The following is a 316-nucleotide window of genomic DNA, read 5'->3' as shown; positions in this document are numbered from 1 at the left end:
TCGCAGCAGCCAAACACAATCTCATCAGGTCGGGTACAATGGCGGCTTTTTTCCGCAGCCGTCAAATCATGAGTGAACAGAACCCGCTGAACCCGCCAACCACCGTCCGCCCCGGCGATCGTCAGACCTGGGGACAACTCCACGGTGCCGCTCAGGCCCTCGCCCTGGCAAATGCCGCCCGGTCCCACGAGGGCCTGAGCCTGGTCATCGCACCGGATACCAGCACCGCTCAGCGCCTGGAGAGCGAGCTGCGCTACTTTGCGGGCGACCAACTGCCGGTACTGCACCTGGCGGACTGGGAAACCCTGCCCTACGA

General features: G+C 64.2%; 1 protein-coding gene. It reads left to right on the top strand.

What is annotated here, in order from left to right; genetic code table 11:
• Positions 1–38 precede the first annotated feature (38 nt).
• On the top strand, positions 39–316 hold a 278-nt coding region (locus tag B3187_RS15885; protein WP_286807431.1), incomplete at its 3' end, for a hypothetical protein.

It is taken from the genome of Marinimicrobium sp. UBA4209 (genome assembly GCF_002381585.1).
GTDB classification, from domain to species: Bacteria; Pseudomonadota; Gammaproteobacteria; order Pseudomonadales; family Cellvibrionaceae; genus Marinimicrobium; species Marinimicrobium koreense.
The sequence above is the reverse complement of the archived record's forward strand: the minus strand, read 5'-3'. Positions and strand labels throughout refer to the sequence as shown.